The sequence below is a fragment of the Legionella resiliens genome (assembly GCF_021344005.1).
In the GTDB taxonomy this organism is placed as follows: domain Bacteria; phylum Pseudomonadota; class Gammaproteobacteria; order Legionellales; family Legionellaceae; genus Legionella; species Legionella resiliens.
This window is the reverse complement of the sequence record NZ_JAJTND010000004.1, coordinates 415,327-438,456: the sequence shown is the minus strand read 5'-3', so window position 1 is coordinate 438,456 and position 23,130 is coordinate 415,327. Positions and strand designations below refer to the sequence as shown.

The window sequence follows — 23,130 nt, the reverse complement described above, 5'->3', positions numbered from 1 at the left end:
ATTTTATTTCCTAGTAATTATTCTCTGTAGAAACCCACTCCCCCGCAATCATCATACGATGTGATAAGGGATAGGCAAAATAATAACATAGAGCGGCACTGTCACTAACAGACCACAATACCAAATCAGCTTGCATACCTTTAGCAAGTGTACCAAGCGCTTTGTGCAAACCTAATGCTCTTGCCGCTTGACTTGTAACTGCCGCTAGTGCTTCCGGAACTGATAATGAAAAGAATTGACAGGCCATACTCATCATCAAACGTAATGAAGTAGTTGGCGATGAACCAGGATTACAATCGGTGGCAATTGCCATCCCTACTCCAGCTCGTCGTAGTAACTCCACTGGGGGTTTTTGTTTTTCACGCAGAAAATAATAGGCCCCTGGAAGTAAAACAGCAACTGTGTTTGCCTTTGCCATAGCATATGCTCCTTTCTCATCCAGAAATTCCAAATGATCACAGGACAAAGCGCCAAACTCTGCTGCAAGCTCACTTGCTCCAAGATTGGATAATTGCTCCGCATGACATTTTATAGGGAGATTTAATTTCCGTGCTGCCGTAAAAACTTGTTCTGTTTGTTTGAGTGAAAAAGCAATAGACTCGCAAAATACATCCACCGCATCTGCTAAATTTTCTTCAAACAATGCGGGCAGCATTTCGTGACAAAGAACATCGATATAAGCCTGGCTGTTTCCTTGAAATTCTGGGCCTATTGCATGTGCGCCAAGAAAGGTTTTCCTAACCCTTAATCCGGTTAGCTCACCTAAACGTCTTGCTACTCGCAGCATTTTCAATTCATTAGGCAAATCCAGGCCATAACCTGACTTAATCTCGACTGTTGTCACGCCATCAGCACGTAGGGCAAGAATTCTTGGTAAGGATTGTTGGAGCAATTCCTCCTCTGACGCTGCTCGTGTGTGATGTACTGTAGATAAGATTCCACCACCTGCTTTAGCAATTTCAGCATAACTCGTTCCCGCCAGTTTCATTTGAAACTCGGTTGATCGATTCCCCGCATAAACCAAATGAGTATGACAATCGATAAGCCCCGGAGTAACTAATTGTCCCTGACATTCTTCTTTATGTTGCAGTTCATAAAATTGCGAAGGCATTTGTGCTTGCGGCCCACACCATTCAATAAGACCATTTTTAATCGCAATAGCTTGCTCAGTTAACTGGTTTCCATGAGCATCAATGGTAGTTGCATTTAATAATAATTTTTCACATGCAGACATTAAAAATCCCAATAAAGAACTTGATGAGGCGGTTTGAGCCAGGCTTTATGATGTTCGGTATCATATATATCCCACTCTTTGGATATAAAAGTGTTCTTATCCACATCCAATAAAAGCCAAGTCAAGAATTCGGCAACTGTATCCGGTGAAATTAGGCGATTTGCATCGTGTAAGCGCTTATAAAAATTTATCTGCTCATAAGCAGGATTTTCGTTACTTCGAGCAATCTCTTGCATTTTTGTGTCAATTATTCCTGGCATAACACTGGCAAAAGCAATTGAATCAGACTCCAACTGCCAACATCTGGTTAACATCGATAAGGCGGCTTTAGATGTACAATACGCCCCCCATCCCTTAATTGCAAAATAAGCAGCGCCAGAACTGATATTTAAAACACGGCCATGCGTCAATTTATCATAGATCATTTGCGGGAGAAAAAGAGCAGGATTCAAATTGGTATTAAATGCATGACTCCAGTCTTTAGGCGCAACATCCTTAAGGAGAACCAAGGGATTTAAAGTTCCTGCATTGTTAACCAGGGCACTCACTTGATTCACATGATTCAGGCGATTTTTGATCGACTCTAAACCTTCAAGTGTTGAGACATCAGCGCAGATATATTGGATTTGTGAAGAAAAAGCCGCTGTTTCCTGCAATAAATCTTCTCTTCTACCTACGATTAAGATTGATTGATCTCGTTTTGCCAAAGAAAAAGCTAATGATCTTCCTATCCCACTTCCTCCACCGGTAATAACAATCACAATGTCCTCTTACTCTTTTGATTTGCCATGCGCAGATAATACCAGACATTGAATAAACTTGGCATAATTTTATGCGCATGCGTCGTGTAGGGGTTTAACAATATAAACCTAATTGTTCATTGACAAATGAAACTCGTGCAATGACTGTCATCTAGCTGCTAATTTATCTTTGTAAATTAATTTTGTTCTAGGTCATTATGCTCTAGCGCTGTGCACTCTGGAACTTTATAATGAGTACAAATATATCAATCTTCACTTTTCTAAAACAAATGCATAAAGACACTCAACAAGCAGTTAATTTTATTAAAGCCAACTTGGATTTTTTTTGTGCTCCATTCCTTGATCAAAAAGAATTTCAACATTGGACTTTGAGTTCAGGACAAGAACGGAACATTAGAAATCTGACGGATTCTCTTCTGCTACCTTTGACCAATCCTACTTCTTACATCGCAGAGTTTATTGATGCATTAATAGGCAAAGCGCTTGAGCCAAAAGATACCTATTGTATGCGATATGGAGATGAACAACGCCTTATTAATTTATTGGAAAAGAATTGGTCTCTGAGACGCTCTATCTTGATGACTGCCACAAATCCTTCAATCAAAAAGTGGAATGAGGATCATCCCCTAATACTCAGTAAGAGTAAAAAATTTTTCACTATATACGAAGCAGTAAAAACAATAGAAGAAAAAATCAGAAATCTTTCCCCCCAATTTAAGGAAGAGGCTGAATGCTCATTGGCTTCCATATCCCTTATAAAACAGGAGCTCTATCATTTAATTGATGCAGAAAAAAGTGAACGTGGAGAAATGCTTCATTTTCATAACCAATGCTCTCAATTAATTCGCCAAGCAAAGCAGGATTTAATCCAGAGATGGGGAGGACATCATGAGTTGAAACATGTTCTCTTTTTAATTGGTGAAGTGACTCATCACATTTTTTCCAATGGAAATCCCTATTCATTTTTCAATGAGCATTCAAAAATCATGGAATCATTTAGCCAATTAGAAACTACCCTCTCTAACTTATAAAATAGTACAGGTCCTGAATTGTTCCATCCTTTCTCCTTGCGCGGAAGTTTCTCTATTTTCAAATTCATGATCTAATTGCTGGATGGATTGAATGAAATGGATATCATCTTCATTCAAAATGACTTTGGAATTAAAGAAATAAGTTCCTTGCGATTGGGAAAACCCGAGTTTATAAAAGAAATAGAGGCTTCCTTGATTTTCCTTTGTTCTTTCTTGTTGCAGGTAGCCTTCAACAAGCTTTGTGTAACGTTGATTCCAATAAGGTGTTTTCATCCAAAAATTGATAATCTCAGCAGCAAGAAATAAGAAATGCTCACTATTTGAAGTAACATAATCTTGTTGCACAAGACAACGAATTAAATGAGATATTAGAATATTATCTTTATTCTGTCCCGCCTCAATAAATAATTGAATAAACAATTGATGCCAACGAGCTTTATCTTTAGAAATGACTCCCGTCCCTGTTCTTAAACTCAACATGAGATCGTTTAACGCCTCATAATAATCTAATCTAAAAGAAATAAGATAATACTGGATCGCTTTTTCTTGATCTCTAAGAGTTAAAGTGATCTTATCTTGATGACGCCCGGCATGGATTAGAGCTAAGTAATAAGCTGCATGCTTATTTTTGTTCGAAACAGATTGCCTTAAATACTCAAGACCACGTTGAAAAGTTATTTCATCTTCTTGTGAAATGGTATTTAAAACACCTAAACAGAAAAGAGTTAATGATGTTAAATCGGCTGAAGTTGTATCGGCAAGAGTCAATTGCAATCGGTTAACTGTCTCCATTTTTGCTTCCTGGTTCACGCATAATGAACAATCCAAAGCCGAATGAGTTTTCTTTTGCGTAGTAATGTACATGAGATGCATGGCGATTCTCCATACGGTTCTCATTTCTTCAATAGAATGATAAGGGTGAAGTGAGGCGGATCCCATGTTTAAGCCCTAAATGATCAAAAAAATAACCATTTTAGACTAAGCGTCAATATTATTCCATTTTGATTATTGTTGATCATATTTTTTTACCCGAAGTGATCAATATTATCACCAAGTGACCAATAAATATACTTTATCTGATATAATTATATTGAAGTTAATTATTTTTCAAGACTAGTAAATATGATCTCGAAAGACGATAGATTAAAAAAATCACTTGAAAACTTTGAGTCACAAGGTGCTAAAGATACATCTGGCGGACATACGGCGGGGATTCACAAAAAGAAAGCGAAAGAGACTCGCCCTAATAGTCAGCGTAATAAAAAATCTTGGTTTGTCAAAGAAGCCTATTCCCCTGATGAGCCTTTAGAACTTGAGGTTATCTCTGGGGAAGTTTATCGTTTTTGGATTGGAAATACCCAACCTAAAACACGATTAGTAACTGACAAATTAGATAAACGTTATGTAGCTTCCGAAGGAGTTCCTGGGTTTAAAACGTTTAAATCAATTATGGAACAAGGAGGAAAACCTACTGACTATAAAACTCTAGCTCGCATTCTCGTTAGTGCGCTAGTTCTTGCTGAAACTGATCTAAAGGCTGATAACATTGGTGTAAATTCTGGCGGAACAAGCGTTAAAATCGATCATGACTCTTCCTTATGGCCGATTGTCAGAAGAATTATGTCAATGCAAAATGATCTCAATCAAGTCAATTTTAGCTTTGAGGATCTTGATGATATCTTGGCGCCAAAAACCTTCAAACCCACAATATGGGCGGGAGGTCTCAAGAAAGAAATAAAAGATGAATTAAGAAAAAATGAAGAATTCAAAAAGGAAGTATATCTTCAAATTTTAAGAATATTAGTTTATCCCCCGGAAGTTCTCACGAAGATCCAAGAGGTAAATGCTCCATCTGATCTTCAGTTAAAAGAGGAAATCGACAACTTCCTTCAAGAGCGTATAAGCTTACTCAGAACGGAGGCTTTAAAAAGCAAAGGATTTCGAGAATTTATAACGAATCTAAATATCGATGACTGCGAGAGCGAATTTAAAAGTGAACTTAAAGAATTTTTTTCAGAAAACAGAGCTTATGCTGAAGGTATCGATATATCTCATTCTATGCTTAAGGCAATCCACAAAATAAAGGATCAAGCCCAATTAAGTGAAGCTCGTGCGGGAGAATTAGATAAAATTACCCTACTGAAAGAAAAGTTAAATTTAGATAGACACAATCATGAACACCTCGCATACTGGCAAGAAAAAACAAAAGCAGGTGGAGGAACACTTGTCGAGTATAATGGCACCTATTATAAAGTTCCTTCGAAAATAGCCCAAATGATGAAGATGGACGCAGACTCATTTTCCTCTTATATAGATTTTAAAGATGAAATAGATAAAATTAGAAAATCTGATGAATCTGCTAAAAATACCAATTCGCTCTATTCTTTTTTTGGTGAAGTTAAAAACAAAATAACACGAGATAAAGTGACCCAAGCTTTATATGAGATTGACGATATTGAAGAAGCTGATCTGAATGACTTGGACCCATCTTTCAAAATGAAATAATTTTATGGATTGGGCAGCTAGTAAATATTTGATTATCTCTCGAAAGGAATAATGGATAATCTATGTATCGATTAAGTACACTACTCAGTGACTCAGCAGAAAAATTTCCTGATAAAATTGCCTTGGTGATTAATCAACAATGTTATACCTACCAGAAACTCTATGAATTAACTCATCATCTTGCGGCCTCTTTTTTAGAAAAAGGGATCTCAGAAGGAGATTGTGTTGCTTTTCTTCTACCAAACAGCATTGAAATTATTTTATGTTACTATGCTTGCTTTATGATAGGAGCTATAGCAGTTCCTGTTAATATTCAATTTAATAATGAGCTGATTCATTACGTGTTGAAACACAGTGAAGCGAGTATTTTTATAACCACGTCAGATTATTATAAACAGCTGCTCAACGATGAAAAAATAATAAAAGAAATTAAGGAATGCTATCTTACTTCGGAAGCAAATCGTTATCCTGGCGTCCTTGACTTTCAAGAATTACTCTTACCTATGCATGCGCCCGTTTCAACAACTGAAATTGAATTGGAAAAACCAGCCCTGCTTTTTTTTACATCGGGCACTACAGGATTACCCAAAACGGTTGTACACAGTCAACAAAGCTTGAGCCACGGTACACAAAATCAAATAACGCAAATTCAGATTCATCATAGCGATCAAACATTAGTGATGTTTCCAGCATGCTATTTGATTGGTCTTGGCTCGCAAATTTTACCTTTTCACGCTGTTGGAGCTACTGTAGTGCTATTACCCAAGTTTGATCCTAAGGAAGCATTAGCAAAACTTCACTTGCATCGAATTACGAAAATCTATGGGTTTCCTAAACTTTATCTTGAGCTCATTAATCAAGCTAAACTTTTGGATTATGAAATCAACACACTCAACTTTTGCTTTTCAGGTGGTGATGCAACACCCGTTTTTCTCCAGGAACAATTTAACTTGCGATTCCACATTGAAATTACCGAAGGATGTGGTATGTCCGAACTTCAGATCTATTCCATGAATCCCCCTTATGGAAAAAAGAAAACCGGTTCGATTGGATTTCCTATAGCAGGTATGGAAATGCGCTTAATTGATGAAAAAGGGGTACCTATTTTAAAGCCACATAAACCAGGCGAAATTATTGTGCGTGGTGAGAGCATGTGTTCCGGTTACTGGCAAGATGCTCCTTTGACCGCGAAAACTATAAAGAATGGCTGGTTTCATACAGGAGATCTTGCATATCAAGATAACGAGGGTTATTACTGGTTTGTAAGTCGTAAAGTAGACATTATTCGCTGCGGAAAAGAATTGATTTCTCCCATGGAGATTGAAAATATTCTTTATCAACATGATGCGGTTAAAGAAGCTGCTGCAATTGCTTTACCTAATCCTAGTAGGAAGAATGATGATAAAATTATTGTTTATGTAGTGCTAAAAATTAAGAATAACCCATTGACTGCTCAAACATTAATGGATTGGACTAACGAATCGCTCCCGACAGGCAAACGTCCTTCTCAAATCATTATTATGGACCAACTGCCCTATGGTTTTACGGGAAAAATTGATCGAAGGACATTAAGAACTTTGGCAAAAAAACAATTGAGCTAGAAAAGAAAGGCAGAACTGGAATCGCGCCATCATGTTATAATGAATTTAATAAATAATACCTGGGGTCATTAATGAGAGTTCCTGTGTGTATCAACTTTCTTTGTGGATTAGGCATTTTATATCACTCAGCATATGCTGCTACGCTACAATGCCCACAGGTCATTCAAACAAATCAATCGTTACACCATGAAATAAAAGATTGGGATGTATTTACAGATGATTTAAATGGTGTTCATCAATTTGAGCGTATTACATTTTATTCGGGCCATCCTAAAGAAAATGCAAGCCTTGCACCTAATCACGAAAACTCTAAAGCTAAAAAACTGACTTGGACATTTGGGAAACAAGAAACTTGGGCTGCATGTGACTATGCACATACCAAAGTTCAACTGATTCGTAAGCTTCCTGCTGGAACAAAAAGCTGTACTGTGACTTATAATGCAAATTTTTCTAAAGTAATGGCCATTAAGTGCATTTGAAATACACAGTTAAAATTTGATTTTTATTTAAATAAGGCAAGAATAAATTTTATGACTCAAAACAATGAACCATTTATTTTTACTTCAGAAAGGCTAGGCTATCGATTACTCAGAGAAAGTGATTTTGATGATTATTTACTGCTTGATAGCGATGCTAAAGTAAGAGCCTTTTTCCCGAGTGGAACTCTAAATGCGGAACAAGTTAAAACAAATATAAAAAAGAATATGGATTTTTTTATGTTAAATGGATTTGGGGTATTTATTGCAATTGAATTACTTACTGGCGAATTTGTTGGTCGGTGTGGTTTTGGAGCAATTCCTAGTGGAGAAATTGAAGTGGGATATGTCTTCTTGCCTAAATTCTGGGGGAAAGGTTTGGCTACTGAAGCATTAATTACTTTGTTGAAGTGGGCAAAACAAAAAATACATTCAGTGGATGAAATTATTGCATTTACACCGATAAATCATCTTGCTTCACAACGTGTTATTCATAAAGCGGGAATGGAATTTTATAAAAAAGATTTAAAGGATGAAAAAGAATGTTTATTTTATAAAAAGCACCTAAGATAAAATTGTAGTTTTGTATCCTGAAGTTACGGCATTTTTTATCCTGAAGTAAGCACTTGTGAACAGATCCTAATATGAACATAGGGAGAATTTAATGTTTGAACATCTTACCAATTACCAACGCGCCAATCCTTCGCTTTGGCAAGGTAGAAAAGATACGAATAATGCAGAACGGTTCTTTCAAAAAATTATTTTTCCTGCGCAACAGACTGATCTCATTACAAAAGAGAAAAAAACTGTTTTCCTTGGCTTTGCCAGTGATGCGGGTGTTCGTCGCAATATGGGAAGACCTGGGGCAAAATTAGGACCCGATCAGATCAAAACGCAATTGGCAAAACTGCCCTGCTCCATAGATAAACCTCTTTTTGACTTAGGTACTATTTTTTGTGCAGAGGATGAACTAGAAACTGCACAAGCGCAATTTGCCAATTTAATCAGTTTTTGCCATCAACAAGGGCATCAAACGGTTGCCTTGGGGGGAGGACATGAAATTGCATGGGGGCATTATCAAGGATTAGCGCCTCATTATGCCAAATTGGGGATTATAAATTTTGATGCACATTTTGATTTAAGACCTCATCAAAAAAACCAACCAGGCACATCGGGAACTCCCTTTTCGCAAATTGCAGCCTACTGTAAAGAAAACAATCAACCATTTCATTATTGCTGTATTGGAATCCAAAAAATGGGAAATACGCCCTCCCTTTTTGAACGAGCTGATGAACTTAATGTTAATTATCTGACTGCGGAAGAGTTATATGCGAATAGCTTAGCCTGGCACTTGGCTTTTCTTGATGATTTCATGCTAAATCTAGATCATATTTATCTAACTTTATGCTTGGATGTTTTAGCCGAATCATTTGCCCCAGGCGTCAGTGCACCACAACCCTTGGGACTTACTCCTTGGCAAATTTTACCACTCTTGAAATACATTATCCAAAGTGGCAAAGTAGTTAGTTTTGATGTTGCTGAACTGTCACCGCCTTTGGATCACGAACAAAAAACTGCTAGACTGGCGGCCCTTATTATCGCAGAATTGCTACATACTATTTAGGAGTCGATTTCATGAAGAATACAATACTCTGGAGTACCCTTTTTGCCCTGCTTGGTACTCAAGTACATGCTGATACTACTACTCAGCCAGTAACGCCGCCACCTCAGCAAACACCTGGCGCCATGCCGCAAGCCCCTGTTACACCTACACCTCCCGGCCAAAATATACCATCGGTACAACCTGCACAAGCACCAGCAGCACCTATCAATTGTGAGTATAAAATTCCTCCAGAAACCAAAACGATAGATCAATCACTGGTTATTAAATGGGCGACAAAAGCCGTTACTCAGGCTTTTGATTTTAATTCAAATAATTTGGACTCCCAACTGCAAAAATTGCAGCCCTGTTTTACGGAACAAGGATGGACTGGCTTTAACACAGCGCTACAAAAATCAGGTAATTTGGAAGCCATTAAATCCCAAAAACTGACAGTAAGCAGTCAAGTAATGGGGCAAATTGTAGTAACAGAAGCCAAAGATAATCAATGGAAAATTAATTTGCCACTGCAAGTTGTTTACCAGAATGATAAAGAAAAAGTAACACAATTACTCAGTGTTGACGTAACTATAGGCCGTAAGATAACTGGAGATTTAGGAATTACCCAAATGATTGCTGCCCCAAGAGGGACAGTAACTCAACAACTACCGTCTGATTTTAATCCTAATCCAGCTACTGTTATGAATCCAAATATAGAAACGACCACCCCAACAACTGCACCAACAACGACCACCCCAACAAATCCAACGACTCAACCTGCACCTCCTACTACCTCAACACAGCCAACTTCTGCAAATCCTTCGGCAACCCAAACTCCAGCTACTCCTGGACAGCCTACTTTGCCAGAGAATCGATCCACACAACCCTCACTTCCAGCAAACACTCCTTAATTTGATATTGTCTTTTTAGTGAGAAAAGGCGTAGCCTGGCTGCTTGCAGCCAGGCTCAAATAAAAATAGTTCATTTTATGAAAGTCTTGGATGCAAGCAACCGGTTCTTGCTCACATTTGCTCACACCCCGAGGCTTATCCGTGGGGTTCAGTGTTTTAGTGCAGATCTTCTGGATCCCCCAGACAAGCCACGGGGCGTAGGCAGAGATGTGCTCATTGAAAGCAACCTCGGGTGAAGCATGTTGCACCCAAGGGCTAGAATAAGATTAGCTTAAGATAGCTTAACTTAACTCAGTTTATGCGGATTTAACAGCTGGTTTATTAGCACCAGGCTCACTCGGATATTCCAATACAATGACTTTTGTACCTATTTGGAAAAAGTTTTCACTTAACCATTTGGCAGCACTTGGGAAAATACGGACACAACCATGGCTTGAAGGATGTTCAGGAACTTCATATGCAGCATGAATGGTATATCCTTGATAGAAATAGGTACAATAAGGCATCTTTGCACCGCCTTTAGTATCTACAGGATATTCCCCGGACTTACAATCAACCCCTCTCCGATTATAAACTTTAAAAGTTCCGGTAACCGTCCTGCATGATTGATTTGAATTTTCTTCACATACATCAATACCTGCTGATCCGCCGCCGGTCAGTAAACGATTACCCTCTTCATCATAAGCAGCCCATGCAGAGACGTTCGGATCGAAAATAAAGCGCTTCTCACCTGTTGCCTGAATCTTCTGAGGATAATAATCACGACCTCGTTTATCTTTTGTATAATGAACCGTCCGATGCACATAACCTGCATCATCAGTAATTAAAGTAGATGGATCATTCTCGACACAGGATGTTAACCCCCCGACACACAGTAACAAACCTGCCCAAAACAACTTATTCATTTTATCTCCACTTAATTAAAACTTGAACATAACTACTTACCACACTACGTCCCGCGGCTTGTCCGCGGGATCCAGGAATCTCATAACATCATTGGATCCCGCGGACAAGCCGCGGGACGTCGGCAAGAGGGAGTAGTTACCTTGAACCTTACGACTCTAATTTTCTGTATTTAATTCGTGATGGTCTATCTGCTGCATCACCTAACCTACGTCTTCGATCCGCCTCATAATCACTGTAATTTCCTTCAATAAAGGTAATTTGGGAATCACCTTCAAAAGCCATCAGATGGGTACAAATTCTATCTAAAAACCATCGATCATGCGAAATCACAATAACACAACCAGGGAAATTGAGAATTGCATCTTCCAAAGCACGTAAAGTCTCGACATCCAAATCATTACTGGGTTCGTCAAGTAATAATACATTCCCGCCACTTTTCAGTAATTTTGCCAAATGCACACGATTCCGCTCCCCTCCAGAAAGTTGAGCCATTTTCTTTTGCTGATCCGAGCCTTTAAAATTGAAACGTCCCACATAGGCACGTGAAGGCATTTGAAAACTCCCTACTTGCATGATGTCGTGTCCATCAGAAATCTCTTCCCAAACTGTTTTATTGGGATTTAATTCATCACGCATCTGATCTACATAAGCCAGTTGGACCGTATCACCGATGCGAATTTCACCTTCATCAGGATTTTCCTGACCAGTAATCATTTTCAAGAATGTAGACTTACCTGCTCCGTTAGGACCAATAATCCCTAAGATACCCCCTTTAGGAAGTTTAAAATCTAGATTGTCAATTAAGATTCGATCACCAAATGATTTTGTAATTTTCTCCCCTTCAAGAACCAGATCACCCAAACGCTCACCTGGTGGAATATAAATTTCATTTGTTTCATTACGCTTTTGAAACTCTTTCGAATTCATTTCTTCAAATCGAGCGAGGCGTGCCTTATTTTTCGCATGACGTCCTTTAGGTGAAGTACGTACCCACTCCAATTCTGCTTTCATTGCACGCATATGAGCATCTTCTTGTTTTTGCTCCATCTCTAGCCGTGCTTCTTTTTGTTCAAGCCATGAAGAGTAATTGCCTTTGTAAGGTATTCCTTCTCCACGATCCAGTTCTAATATCCATTCTGCAGCATTATCCAAGAAATATCGATCGTGGGTAATCGCAACTACTGTACCCGGGAACCCCTCAAGGTAATGTTCTAACCAAGCTACGGATTCTGCATCCAAATGGTTAGTTGGTTCATCAAGTAACAACATATCAGGGTTGGAAAGCAATAAACGGCATAATGCGACTCGGCGACGTTCACCTCCTGATAACTTGCCTACAACAGCATCCCAATCAGGTAAGCGCAGTGCATCAGCAGCAACATCCAGTTTTCTATCTAAATCCCAACCGCCACCTGTTTCAATGGCATTTTGCAATTCACCTTGCTCAGCAAGTAAATTGTTCATTTCATCATCGCTCATTGGCTCTGCAAAACGCATGCTGATTTCGTCAAAGCGGGCGAGTTTTTCTTTCATATCCTTAACGCCTTCTTCAACAACTTCCCGTACCGTTTTATCCAGATCCAATTGGGGCTCTTGCTCAAGATAACCGATTTTAATTCCTGGTTGTGGTCGTGCCTCTCCCTCATAATGAGTGTCAACACCTGCCATAATACGTAATAAAGTTGACTTACCAGAACCATTCAATCCCAAAACACCAATTTTAGCGCCAGGAAAAAAACTTAATGAAATATCTTTTAAAATAAAACGTTGATTTTCAACAATTTTACTGACACGATTCATGGTAAAAATATATTGTGACATAACTACTCCGTCTTTTTTAAACTCTTTATTGCCTGGATATTACATACCGCAATTTATTCGTGGTATCCAGCATACAATACTCTGGCTCGTTTTCGGGATCCCGCGAACACGCCGCGGGATGTAGGCCTTTTCCATCTTCATGGCAATTGTGATGTTCCCCTTGCTCCAGGCTACAACTCTATTCTTAATTTAATCCTTAACTTTCAGTTATTGATTGCATCATTTTCTACCAATCAAGGACTACTTTGCCCGATTGGCCCGAGGCCATAATTTGAAATGCCTGTTGGTACTCATCAACTGGGAAACGATGCGTTATGACTGGCGAGATATCCAATCCACTTTGCAACATGGCAATCATTTTATACCAAGTTTCAAACATTTCACGTCCATAAATACCCTTAATCACGAGACCTTTAAAAATAACTTGATTCCAATCAATAGCTGTTTCCTGAGGAGGAATACCTAACATAGCTACATGCCCACCATGATTCATTGCTTTCATCATCTCATTTAAGGCCATAGGGTTCCCTGACATCTCCAAACCGACATCAAACCCCTCGAGCATTCCTAACTCAGAAGTTACATCAGACAGTTTTTCGTACTTAATATTTACTGCGCGAGTCACCCCCATTTTTCGGGCTAACTCCAAACGATAATCATTTACATCCGTAATAACCACATGGCGCGCGCCTATATGTTTTACAATAGCAGCTGCCATTATACCAATTGGCCCAGCACCAGTAATCAATACATCTTCACCAACGACATCAAAAGCCAAAGCACAGTGAGTAGCATTTCCAAAGGGGTCAAAAATTGAAGCCTGTTCCGCAGTAATATTATCAGGAAGAACAATCACATTACTCGCAGGTATGGATAAATATTCTGCAAAGCAGCCTGGTCTATTGACGCCCACGCCTAAAGTATTACGACAAAGATGACGTTTACCTGCGCGGCAATTTCGGCAGAAACCACAGGTTATATGCCCTTCACCAGAAACACGTTGTCCTTCATGAAGTCCTTGTACTTCTTGGCCTACTGCAACAATTTCGCCATAAAACTCATGCCCTACAGTCATAGGTACGGGGATAGTTGCTTGCGCCCATTCATCCCAGGAATAAATATGGATATCAGTGCCACAAATTGCTGTTTTTTTTACTTTAATTAATACATCGTTGACGCCATATTCCGGTATAGCGACCTCTTCCATCCAAATTCCAGGTTCCTTTTTCGCCTTGACTAATGATTTCATAAAAGTACCTCAAAAATACGATCTTCCCCGCGATTCAGAAAAGATGACTTGCTTTATATAACAGAAAATTCCTTACCTACAGTTTCAAATGCCTTAATCGCTTTGTCCAAATGATGTAACTCATGTGCGGCTGACATTTGGGTGCGAATCCGTGCTAACCCTTTAGGTACTACAGGATAAGAAAAACCAACCACATAGATACCTAACTCTAATAAACGATTCGCCATGCGCCCTGCCAAGCTTGCATCACCCAACATCACAGGAATAATTGGATGTTCCCCTGGGATTAATTTAAAACCTAATTGAGTCATACCTTCACGAAAATAATGACTGTTACGTTTTAATTTCTCAGCCAAATGGTTATTTTTCATCAAATTATCCAGAACAACACACGAAGTATGTGCAATCACTGGTGCTAAGGTATTTGAGAATAAGTAAGGTCTGGAACGTTGGCGCAACCATTCCACTATAGTCTGGTTTGCTGCAGTATAACCGCCTGATGCACCACCTAAAGCTTTGCCCAGAGTACCTGTAATAATATCAATGCGATCACTAACTCCAAAATGCTCAGGAGTCCCACGGCCAGTTTCACCCATAAAACCAACCGCATGCGAGTCGTCAACCATAACCATGGCATCATATTTATCTGCCAACTCACAGATTGCAGGTAGATTTGCCAAAATCCCATCCATAGAAAAAACACCGTCTGTAGCAATTAGGCGAAATCGTGCTTTTTTAGCGGCGATTAATTGCTCTTCCAAAGAGTTCATGTCGTTATTAGCATATCGATAGCGTGCAGCCTTACAGAGCCGAACACCGTCAATGATACTGGCATGATTTAATGCATCACTAATAATCGCGTCTTCTTCTCCTAATAAAGTTTCAAAAAGACCTGTGTTCGCATCAAAACACGAAGAATATAATATAGTATCTTCTTTACTTAAAAATTGACTGATTTTCTGTTCAAGCTGTTTGTGAGGCGTTTGAGTACCACAAATAAAACGCACAGAAGCCATACCATAGCCGTATTGAGCTAGTGCTTTTTGCCCTTCGGCAATAAGTTGAGGATCATTGGCCAAACCCAAATAATTATTAGCACAGAGATTGAGTACTTCTTCATGATTTACTGTGACAGCGGCTTGTTGCTGACTGGAAATAACCCGCTCTGATTTATATAAGCCTTCTTTTTTAAGTGTCGCTATTTCAGTTTGCAAATAATCAGTAAATTGCTCAAGCACTGCATTCTCCTCTCATTGAATTATCGTAAATTCCCCAGATCGCTCACTTCATAAGAAATCCACTGAGGTAATCAAAAATCTATTTAAGAAAACTATTAAAAATAGTGGATCATAGCAAACTTTAAACAGAGTCACCATGAAATTCGGGATTCAAGCATTATTTCTTAGCACATACGCTGTTTTTTTGCTAAGATTGTGCCAAAGTTTTTAAAGTGTGTTGACAATTCGCTTCCACAACCTTGTTTCGCAGCATATTTGCGGAATTCTGAAATCCCCAAATGTGAAATCAACGCGAACACATCGCAAAGCGGGGTTATGGCAAATTAATAGTCAATATTAACATAGAACAACCAACACGGTAGAACAAATGAGTTATCAAAGCGCGCGCATTAACATGGTCAAGCAACAACTTCGAACTGGCGATGTTTTAGACGAATCCATACTTAATTTGTATGATGTAGTACTTAGACATGAATTCGTTCCCGAACAATTTATGAATTTTGCTTATTCAGATATGCAGATACCTCTTAATCATGGTCAACGCATGCTCACCCCTTTAGAAGAAGGACAAATTTTGCAGGCTCTTGATTTACAAGGCCATGAAATAGTTTTAGAAGTGGGTACAGGCAGTGGCTTTTTTACCGCCATGCTGAGTAAATTGTGTAAAAAAGTAATTAGCATAGACTATTATGCGGATTTTACGAATAATGCCGCTCATAAATTAAAAGAGCATCACTGCGATAATGTTGAATTAATCACTGGGGATGCCAACCAAGGTTGGTTAGAAGATGCTCCTTATGATGTGGTCATATTCACCGGGGCAATGGAAAAAATAACCGAGACCCAACGTTTACAGGTACTTCCCGGGGGGAAATTATTTGTTATTGAAGGAACATCTCCTGTAATGCAAGGTCGATTATATGAATTGGATCACCATGAAAATTGGCATGAATCACTGCTTTTTGAAACAAACATCCCTTTATTGATCAATAAATCAAAGCCCAAAGAATTTGTATTTTAGGATTTACTTTAAATGAAAAAATTGTTGATCTGCTATCTCATGACTTTGGGTCTGATGTCGCAATCATTTGCTGCAACAGACCTAATGGATATCTATCATCAAGCTCTTGAAAATGATCCTGTCTTCAAAAATGCCTATGATACTTATATGGCTAATAAAGAAGCGCTACCTCAAGCCTGGTCTGCATTGCTTCCTCAAGCAGGCCTTACGGCACAAACAACTCGAAACTTCATCCATGTGAATGATGGTTTTTTTACTATCCAAGACGACTATTATAAATCCAGAGCATGGCAATTTTCTGCATCACAGGCTGTTTTCAATTATCAAGCCTGGGCCAGAGTACAACAAGCACGATCATCTGTTAAAGCAGCACAAGCCACGTTTAACGATGCAGCTCAGAATTTAATTCTTAGAACGGCCAAAGCCTATTTTGATATACTGTTTGCCCAAGATACATTAAATTTTGCCGAAGCAAAAAAACGTGCAAACATGCGCCAGTATGAACAAGCGAAACAACGTTTTGAGGTCGGACTTGATCCCATTACTTCTGTATATGAAGCAAAAGCAGCCTATGATCAATCAGTGGCTACAGTTATTGCCTCACGCAACAACCAAGAAAATCAAAGCGAAAACTTAAGAAAATTAACCAATCATGTTTATGAGTCCATAGCACCGCTGCGAAATGGCACCATTCCCCTTGTTAAGCCAGAACCTAACGATGTGGACGAGTGGATCGATACAGGCCTCAGGCAAAACTATAAATTATGGTCTGCGAAATACAATCTTGAAGTAGCCCGGCAAAATATGAAGGCGCTTTCTGCAGGAAATTGGCCTACCATCGCCATCCAGGGAAAGTCGACAGAAACAACAAATGAAGTCAATACATCCAGCCCTTTCTTACCTGCAAATCAAAAGCAATCCAGTATTGGTTTAGCTTTGAACTTTCCTGCATTCCAAGGAGGACTGGTACTCTCACAAACACGACAAGCAAAACATAATTTTCAAGCTACCAGTGAGCAGGTCGAACAAACTTATCGAGATGTGGTAGTAAACAGCCGAATTGCTTTTAACACAATTACCGACGGAATTAGCAAAGTAAAGGCAGATCGACAAACTATTATTTCACAACAAAATTCATTGGAAAGCACAGAAGCTCAATTTGAAGTAGGTACTCGTACCATGGTGGATGTGGTAAATGCCCAACAACGTCTGTTTGAAGCGCAGAATCAGCTTGCCAATGACCAATATAATTTAATTAATGCCGTTTTAACTCTAAAATATCTTGCCGGAACACTCAATGTAAATGATCTCGAACTGATCAATTCATGGTTAGCAACAACCCGGGTTAGCAGATTACCGCCAGCTGAAAGCAAGACCACTAAATAACAACTTTTATTCAGGTTTTTAATAATGTCCAATCCTTCTCAAGTTGAAAAAAAATTACTCCATTATACGGGTAAAGCAATTGCAGATTTTAACATGATCCAGCGTGGCGATCGGGTTATGGTCTGTTTATCAGGTGGTAAAGACTCTTTTACCCTTTTAACGATTCTGGATCACTTGCGACGCCGCTCCGGGAATAAATTTGAACTATTTTCTTTTACCCTGGATCAGGCCCAACCTGGCTGGGATGATACTGCAGTGCGTCAATGGCTGGTTGATCGCTCCATCTCTCATGAAATTCTGACACGGGATACCTACAGTATCGTTAAAGAAAAAATACCTGAAGGTAAAACGTATTGCTCTTTGTGCTCACGCTTGCGACGCGGCATTATCTATCGATATGCTGAAGAACATGGGTTCAATAAAATTGCTCTAGGCCATCATCGCGATGATCTAGTTCGTACATTAATGATGTCGATCCTCTACAATGGTGATATTCGCTCCATGCCACCTAAATTACTTAGCGACAATAAAAAGCATATAGTGATTCGCCCATTATGCTATGTGCAAGAAAAAGACATTATTGCGTTTGCCAAGGAACAATCCTATCCCATCATCCCGTGTACTCTTTGTGGTTCACAGGAAAACTTAATGCGCAAAAAAGTAGCAAATTTAATTAATCAGCTTGCTGAAGAAAACCCCAAAGTTCCAAGTAATATTCTTCATGCCCTGCAGAGCATCAAACCCAGCCAACTTATGGATCAAGATATGTGGGATTTTAGAAACCTTGAGCATGGATTGATTACAAATCAAACAACCAATACCGACGAACTCTTTAGTACAGAAGAGTTTGAGCCTATTGAAGTATAAATAACGTTCAGTTGCCTGGGTGCAGAAATGAAATCCAGGCTTAGAGTTAACATTCCCCTGCATTCTCTCCAATATTAAAAATTCCTTCGATCTTTTCATCCTTAAATTATCCGATCATTTAATGAACCATTTAAATACACACAATGTATCGATATAAGCCAATGAGATAATAAGAACCACAAAATCTTAACCAAACCGTAACAATTTAATAACATTTTTGTTACAATAATGTTTTATTAAATAACACTATAATCTAAAATTAAAATAATTTAACCTTCATCAATAATTTACTTTACTTTGTTACTAGAGGAAAAATAGATCCATGTTTACAAATGCAACGGTTGACTCACGTATATTTCGAATCTATGCAAAGCGTTATTTTAAATTTGATTTTGTAGCAGCCATAGTCGTATTCCTTGTTGCCATCCCCTTATGTCTAGGTATTGCTCTCGCTTCGGGGGCGCCGCTTATTTCTGGAATTTTAAGTGGAATTATTGGAGGAGTTGTTGTCGGTTGCATAAGCGGCTCGCATGTGAGTGTCAGTGGACCTGCTGCAGGTATGGCTGCTGTGGTAGTTACTGCCATAGCCCATATTGGGGATTTCAACTCATTTTTAGTTGCTCTCTTACTTGCCGGTTTACTACAAATCATAATAGGAAGTTTCCGAGCTGGATTTGTAGCAGATTACGTTCCCTCTAATGTGGTTCAGGGCCTACTCTGTGCGATCGGTATTTTGTTAATAATCAAACAATTGCCGCTGGCATTCACACTTTCTGCAGATTTTAATGAACTCAAAACACATTTACTAGAAACAACGGAAGAAATCACGTTAAGCCCTATTCTTGCTCTATACCACCATGTCAACTCTGGGGCAATGTTGATTACGGTACTTTCACTGACTACGTTAATTTATTTTGATGTGACAAAAAATAAAGTATTAAAAGAAATACCTGCCCCTATTCTTGTAGTTATTTTAGGGGTACTACTTAATGAATTGTTTCAATGGACCGATTCAAGCCTGGTTCAAGATTCGCCGCAATTGGTTAACATTCCCCAAACAAATGGTTTTCATGATCTATTTGGCCAATTGGAATACCCCAATTGGTCCGCCCTGACGAACCCTAAAGTCTATGTTTATGCCTTTATCATTGGCATTGTTGCTTCTCTTGAAACCTTATTGAACCTTAAGGCAGGAGAGAAGCTGGATAAAAAACGCCGTTATTCTTCCTCGAACAGAGAATTAGTTGCTCAAGGAGTTGGAAACATGACAGCAGGTTTAATTGGCGGAATTCCAATTACCTCTGTAATCGTTAGAACATCCATTAATATCCAGGCCGGATCTAAGAGCAAAATATCTACTATTTTGCATGGGGTTTTTATTTTCCTTGCAGTACTGTTGATACCAAGTACGTTAAATAAAATACCTTTATCCTCGTTAGCTGCCATTTTGATTTATACAGGTTATAAACTGAATAAACCTTCTATTTATCGCACTATATATGCTCAAGGTAGTGATCGCTTTATTCCATTTATTGCTACGGTGATTGGTATTATTGTATTTAATTTGCTAACGGGTATTTTAATTGGGCTGGCCGTCAGTTTGTTCTATATCTTAAAATCAAACAGTCAGGCGCGGATTAACATTCTTAAGGAAATGCATCCTACTGGAGAAATTAATCGCCTGATCCTTCCACAACAAATGACCTTTCTTAATAAGGCAGCTCTGGTTGCAGAACTTGCTTCCATACCTAGAGAATCGCAATTAATTATTGATGCACGATATACTCAGTACATTGATAAGGAAATTTCCGAGCTGTTAAAAGAATTCAAAGAGGAACAAGCCCCCAATAAAAAAATCTCCTTGAATCTGATTGGCTTTAAGGAGCATTATAAAATTCATAATTATATTGATTTTATCAATGTCACAACGTATGACGTACAATCGAATCTGTCACCAGCGCAAGTATTAAATATTTTATATGAAGGAAATCAACGTTTCCTCAATGATAACTTGATCCACCGTTCGAACCAACTGGACATTAAGCATACTGCCAAGGGACAACATCCGATTGCCATCGTTCTTGGTTGTATTGACTCTAGGGTACCTGTAGAAACAATTTTTGATATGAGCTTTGGCGATATTTTTTGCGTGCGCGTTGCCGGGAATGTGGTAAACAATGATATTCTGGCTAGTATTGAATATGCATGTGATGTTATTGGCGTCAAACTCATTATTATTCTTGGTCACACCCGTTGTGGCGCCATTCAATCTGCATGTGATGGAGTTGAAAAAGGTCATATTACGGAATTGCTTAATAAAATAAAACCCGCAATCAATGCTGAAAGCGAAACAGAAGCAAGTCGTAACAGTAAAAATCCATTATTTATGAATAACGTCACTGAGTTAAACGTAGCCAATACCATGCAAAAAATTTATGAGCGCAGTTCCATTCTGCATGAAATGATAGAACAAAATGATATTTCCATGGTTGGTGCCGTTTATAATGTTCAAACAGGTAAAGTTCATTTTAAAAATTATGAGTATGAACTGAGTCAGCTGGGTGGAAAAAATTATGAACATCTAGCTTCTAAATTAAATGGATTATTAGAAGAAGCCAAGATGGGGGTATAATTTTTATGGCACATTTATATACCAAAGCAGAACCCCGAATAAATTTCACTTCACTCTGCTCACCGAATTTGGCAAGAGGTATAACGTTGTCTCACCTGTTTTTGAGCGGAAACTTCTGTATAATGCTGTTCCATTAAGAACAATACTATTCAGGAGTAGAAATGCGTGCGTCTCAATGGTTTTTAACAACTCTAAAAGAAACGCCAAACGATGCGGAGATAGTCTCCCATCAATTGATGCTGAGAACAGGAATGATTCGTAAACTGGGCTCAGGCCTTTATACCTGGATGCCTTTAGGTTTAAAAGTACTACGCAAAGTAGAACACATAGTTCGCGAAGAAATGAATCGCATTAATTCCATGGAGCTGCTCATGCCTGCAGTTCAACCTGCTGAACTATGGCAAGAAACTGGACGTTGGGATACTTTTGGCGGACAGCTTCTTACCATGAAGGATGCTAATGGTAGAGACTATTGTTTTGGCCCTACCCATGAAGAAGTCATTACTGACATTATGCGTAATGACTTACAATCCTACAAGCAATTGCCAGCAAGCTTCTATCAAATCCAAACCAAATTCCGTGACGAAATCAGACCGCGTTTTGGTGTAATGCGTGCTCGTGAATTTATTATGAAAGATGCTTATTCGTTCCATTTAAATTTGGAAAGCCTGCAGATGACATACAAAGATATGTACCAAGCTTATTGCCGTATCTTTGATCGCCTAGGACTCAAATATCGTGCAGTTGAAGCAGATACAGGAGCTATTGGCGGCTCCGCATCTCATGAATTCCAGGTATTGGCTGATTCTGGAGAGGATTTGATTTTCTACAGTGACCAAGGGGATTATGCAGCAAATATCGAACAAGCTACCAGCCTAAAACCAGAAAAGGCAACCCCTACCAGCCAAAAAATGATTTTGGTAGATACCCCAAACGCAAAAACCATAGCAGAAGTGGCAAAATTCCTAGATGTTGCAAGCAGTCAAACCATCAAAACTTTGATTGTAAAAGGAAGAGAGCACCCTATGGTTGCCTTGGTTTTAAGAGGTGATGACGAGCTGAATGAAGTCAAAGCAATAAAACATCCTTCGGTCCATTCCCCCTTAGAATTTATAGATGAAGAAACTGTTTTAAAAACTTTGAAAGCACCAATTGGCTCATTAGGACCAGTCAATTTATCCATTCCGGTAATTGTGGATCATCATGCACTTGCTATGGATTTTTTTATTTGTGGCGCGAATCAGGCAGATAAACATTACCAATATGCTGCTTGGGATAAAGATATCAGCGAGTACCTTGCTGCTGATTTGCGTAATGTAAAAGAAGGAGATGTCAGTCCGGATGGTAAAGGGATACTACGTTCTTGCCGAGGCATCGAAGTTGGGCATGTCTTTCAATTAGGGGATAAATACGCTAAAGCCATGAATGCCACAGTGATTAATGAACAAGGTCAATTAGAAACCATGTTAATGGGATGCTATGGCTTAGGTATCACCCGTGTGGTTGCAGCAGCCATTGAACAACATCATGATCAACAGGGAATTATCTGGCCTCAAAATATTGCCCCCTTCCAGGTAGTCATAATTCCTTTAAATGGGCATCGATCAATGAAAGTCCAAAGTCAGGCAGATGATTTATATAAAAGTCTAAAAGAGCTGGGGGTTGATGTATTAATTGATGATCGTAATGAGAGAGCCGGTGTATTGTTTGCAGATCACGATTTAATTGGTATCCCGCATCGTATCATCCTAAGTGAACGAAATATGGAACAAAATTGTGTCGAATATAAAAACCGTGCTACCGGAGAAACACAACAATTAAGCTTGGATAAAGCAATTGACGCAATCATGCAATTAATCTCAAAATAAGTACCTCTGTTACCTGTAGCCTG

The 23,130-nt window shown here is 38.9% G+C and carries 19 protein-coding genes; 12 read left to right on the top strand and 7 right to left on the bottom strand.

The annotated features are described in order from the left end of the window. Positions 1-10 precede the first annotated feature (10 nt). Together hutI and LXO92_RS07385 are read right to left on the bottom strand one after the other, a co-directional pair. Entirely contained in the window at positions 11-1,234 is a 1,224-nt protein-coding gene (gene hutI, locus LXO92_RS07390; RefSeq protein WP_182352026.1) for an imidazolonepropionase, read from the bottom strand. Continuing rightward, the gene (locus LXO92_RS07385) at positions 1,234-1,995 is read right to left on the bottom strand and encodes an SDR family NAD(P)-dependent oxidoreductase (protein ID WP_182352025.1); all 762 of its coding nucleotides are present in this window, start codon (positions 1,993-1,995) and stop codon (positions 1,234-1,236) included. The genes hutI and LXO92_RS07385 overlap by 1 nt, the downstream gene beginning before the upstream one ends. Before the next feature lie 230 nt (positions 1,996-2,225). On the opposite strand from LXO92_RS07385, the gene LXO92_RS07380 reads away from it, so the two are divergent. Further along, the gene (locus LXO92_RS07380; protein WP_232890705.1) at positions 2,226-3,026 is read left to right on the top strand and encodes a hypothetical protein; all 801 of its coding nucleotides are present in this window, start codon (positions 2,226-2,228) and stop codon (positions 3,024-3,026) included. Here the strand turns inward: LXO92_RS07380 and LXO92_RS07375 are convergent. Then, positions 3,021-3,965 (bottom strand): SEL1-like repeat protein, encoded by a 945-nt coding sequence (locus tag LXO92_RS07375; protein WP_232890704.1) that lies wholly within the window; start codon positions 3,963-3,965, stop codon positions 3,021-3,023. The genes LXO92_RS07380 and LXO92_RS07375 overlap by 6 nt on opposite strands. A gap of 183 nt (positions 3,966-4,148) precedes the next feature. Here LXO92_RS07375 and LXO92_RS07370 point away from each other — a divergent pair, with 183 nt between their 5' ends. From LXO92_RS07370 to LXO92_RS07345, 6 genes are all read left to right on the top strand, one after another. Further along, positions 4,149-5,531 carry a hypothetical protein gene (locus LXO92_RS07370; RefSeq protein WP_182352022.1) on the top strand — a complete coding sequence of 461 codons (1,383 nt, stop codon included), beginning with the start codon at positions 4,149-4,151 and terminating at the stop codon, positions 5,529-5,531. Positions 5,532-5,593: 62 nt separating this feature from the next. Beyond that, the gene (locus LXO92_RS07365; RefSeq protein ID WP_232890703.1) at positions 5,594-7,132 is read left to right on the top strand and encodes a class I adenylate-forming enzyme family protein; all 1,539 of its coding nucleotides are present in this window, start codon (positions 5,594-5,596) and stop codon (positions 7,130-7,132) included. 71 nt (positions 7,133-7,203) lie between these two features. After that, the gene (locus LXO92_RS07360; protein ID WP_232890702.1) at positions 7,204-7,611 is read left to right on the top strand and encodes an STY0301 family protein; all 408 of its coding nucleotides are present in this window, start codon (positions 7,204-7,206) and stop codon (positions 7,609-7,611) included. Between the two features lie 51 nt (positions 7,612-7,662). Continuing rightward, the gene (locus LXO92_RS07355; protein ID WP_182352019.1) at positions 7,663-8,181 is read left to right on the top strand and encodes a GNAT family N-acetyltransferase; all 519 of its coding nucleotides are present in this window, start codon (positions 7,663-7,665) and stop codon (positions 8,179-8,181) included. A gap of 91 nt (positions 8,182-8,272) precedes the next feature. After that, positions 8,273-9,232 (top strand): formimidoylglutamase, encoded by a 960-nt coding sequence (hutG, locus tag LXO92_RS07350; RefSeq protein ID WP_182352018.1) that lies wholly within the window; start codon positions 8,273-8,275, stop codon positions 9,230-9,232. Positions 9,233-9,243: 11 nt separating this feature from the next. Then, the gene (locus LXO92_RS07345) at positions 9,244-10,119 is read left to right on the top strand and encodes a DotI/IcmL family type IV secretion protein (protein ID WP_182352017.1); all 876 of its coding nucleotides are present in this window, start codon (positions 9,244-9,246) and stop codon (positions 10,117-10,119) included. Between the two features lie 296 nt (positions 10,120-10,415). Here LXO92_RS07345 and LXO92_RS07340 read toward each other — a convergent pair whose 3' ends face one another. The 4 genes from LXO92_RS07340 to LXO92_RS07325 form a co-directional block, all read right to left on the bottom strand. Beyond that, positions 10,416-11,024: a L,D-transpeptidase gene (locus tag LXO92_RS07340; protein ID WP_182352016.1), complete on the bottom strand. Its 609-nt coding sequence runs from the start codon at positions 11,022-11,024 to the stop codon at positions 10,416-10,418. Positions 11,025-11,172: 148 nt separating this feature from the next. Beyond that, positions 11,173-12,846: an energy-dependent translational throttle protein EttA gene (gene ettA / locus LXO92_RS07335; protein ID WP_182352014.1), complete on the bottom strand. Its 1,674-nt coding sequence runs from the start codon at positions 12,844-12,846 to the stop codon at positions 11,173-11,175. 226 nt (positions 12,847-13,072) lie between these two features. Then, the gene (tdh, locus tag LXO92_RS07330; protein ID WP_182352013.1) at positions 13,073-14,095 is read right to left on the bottom strand and encodes an L-threonine 3-dehydrogenase; all 1,023 of its coding nucleotides are present in this window, start codon (positions 14,093-14,095) and stop codon (positions 13,073-13,075) included. Positions 14,096-14,148: 53 nt separating this feature from the next. Beyond that, entirely contained in the window at positions 14,149-15,333 is a 1,185-nt protein-coding gene (locus tag LXO92_RS07325) for a glycine C-acetyltransferase (protein WP_182352012.1), read from the bottom strand. A 367-nt stretch (positions 15,334-15,700) separates the two neighbouring features. On the opposite strand from LXO92_RS07325, the gene LXO92_RS07320 reads away from it, so the two are divergent. From LXO92_RS07320 to LXO92_RS07300, 5 genes are all read left to right on the top strand, one after another. Beyond that, positions 15,701-16,354 (top strand): protein-L-isoaspartate O-methyltransferase family protein, encoded by a 654-nt coding sequence (locus tag LXO92_RS07320; RefSeq protein ID WP_182352011.1) that lies wholly within the window; start codon positions 15,701-15,703, stop codon positions 16,352-16,354. Positions 16,355-16,366: 12 nt separating this feature from the next. Further along, positions 16,367-17,740: a TolC family outer membrane protein gene (locus LXO92_RS07315; protein ID WP_182352010.1), complete on the top strand. Its 1,374-nt coding sequence runs from the start codon at positions 16,367-16,369 to the stop codon at positions 17,738-17,740. Between the two features lie 24 nt (positions 17,741-17,764). After that, positions 17,765-18,607 carry a tRNA 2-thiocytidine(32) synthetase TtcA gene (gene ttcA, locus LXO92_RS07310; protein ID WP_232890701.1) on the top strand — a complete coding sequence of 281 codons (843 nt, stop codon included), beginning with the start codon at positions 17,765-17,767 and terminating at the stop codon, positions 18,605-18,607. Positions 18,608-18,929: 322 nt separating this feature from the next. Next, the gene (locus LXO92_RS07305; RefSeq protein ID WP_182352009.1) at positions 18,930-21,239 is read left to right on the top strand and encodes a bifunctional SulP family inorganic anion transporter/carbonic anhydrase; all 2,310 of its coding nucleotides are present in this window, start codon (positions 18,930-18,932) and stop codon (positions 21,237-21,239) included. Between the two features lie 161 nt (positions 21,240-21,400). Further along, positions 21,401-23,107, top strand: a complete 1,707-nt coding sequence (locus LXO92_RS07300) for a proline--tRNA ligase (RefSeq protein ID WP_182352008.1) — start codon at positions 21,401-21,403, stop codon at positions 23,105-23,107. Positions 23,108-23,130: the final 23 nt, after the last annotated feature.